Below are 1,216 nucleotides of genomic sequence, written 5' to 3' on the forward strand. Positions count from 1 at the left end.
AGAAAATTTTGCAAAAAAGCTGCACGCATAGTGCAGCTTTTTATATATTTGCTTTAAAGGTAGACGTTTTAAAGCATGAAAGTGTCTTTACGGCTTCTATAACCATAATAGCCAAAAACACTGGAAATTACGGCACCTATCAAGCTTCCTAAAAAGCCCCACCATCCCATATTGGAGGCTGTTTTTGTGGCTTTAGTCGCAGTGTTTTTTGCTCCCTTGATCGTATCCTCAAGATTGTCTGAGAGTTTTTCAGCCTGTTCTTCAAAGGTTTTGATGGCTTTTTCGGTTTTTCCCTCTGCGCTTTGATAGAGTTGAACAGCATGGTTGGCTGCTGTTTGTGCCTCCGCACGGGTCATGCCATCCTTCATAAGCGCATTGATGATATCGCTTTGATTAAATTTTGTCGTGAGATCTTCTACACGATCAGACAGGCGTTCACCAAGATTTTTTAAAGTGGTGCGATAGTGAGAAGGATCATTTTTGAAAGCTGTTATCGCAGAACCAATATCATTGAGTGCAGCCTGATAGGTTTGTTTTAAGCGATTAGCATTGAGAGCAGGAATGTCGCTTTTATTGAGAAGGGTGTGCAATTCATTGCCAAGTTGGTCAAAATTGATGCCATCGTCACTGTTTTTTGCAAAAAACTTTTCAAGACTTTCACTGTTTAATTTTGCAAGTATAGGGGAAATATTGTTTTTGAGGCTGTCAACGGTTTGTTGGACCATGGAGCTGTTTTCTAGAGCGGTTTTAGCCCCTATCTTTGCTGTACTAGAAACCACGTGGATGGCTTGGAGGGTCATCAGCAATGTTATGAGAGCCCAAGTGAGAAAGCCATGAAGAGTCCCTGAGGTTTCAGCAAAACGTCCAGCTACAAAGCCTCCCAAGGCTAGGCTAATCAGTGTAACGATAACAGACCCCACGCCAAAGGAGAGGAAAGAGCCTTCAAATGGGGATGAAGAAGTGAAATCCATTTGGCTTAAGCCTAAAGCGGCGACTAGAAAAGAGAGGCAGATTGAGGTAGCAAGAGCCGTCACCAGTCCCGCAAAGATCGCGGACCATGAAATGGGTGTGTGAAAGAATGGATACTTTTCTTCTAGAGATGTTTCTCCTAGAAAATTGGTATCGAATGGTGTGTCTTCAGGAATGCGAGTTTCCATGTTTTATCTCCTTGAATATGCTGGAGATACAATGCCTTTTTGCTAATTATGTTCCAAAA

General features: G+C 42.2%; 1 protein-coding gene. It reads right to left on the minus strand.

Features of this window, described 5'->3' with window-relative positions:
- Positions 1 to 68: 68 nt before the first annotated feature.
- Positions 69 to 1,157: a DUF3792 domain-containing protein gene (locus tag ACFIML_RS09100; protein WP_375688011.1), complete on the minus strand. Its 1,089-nt coding sequence runs from the start codon at positions 1,155 to 1,157 to the stop codon at positions 69 to 71.
- Positions 1,158 to 1,216 lie beyond the last annotated feature (59 nt).

It is taken from the genome of Bartonella sp. AC62GZZY, from assembly GCF_042196525.1.
Lineage (GTDB): Bacteria > Pseudomonadota > Alphaproteobacteria > Rhizobiales > Rhizobiaceae > Bartonella.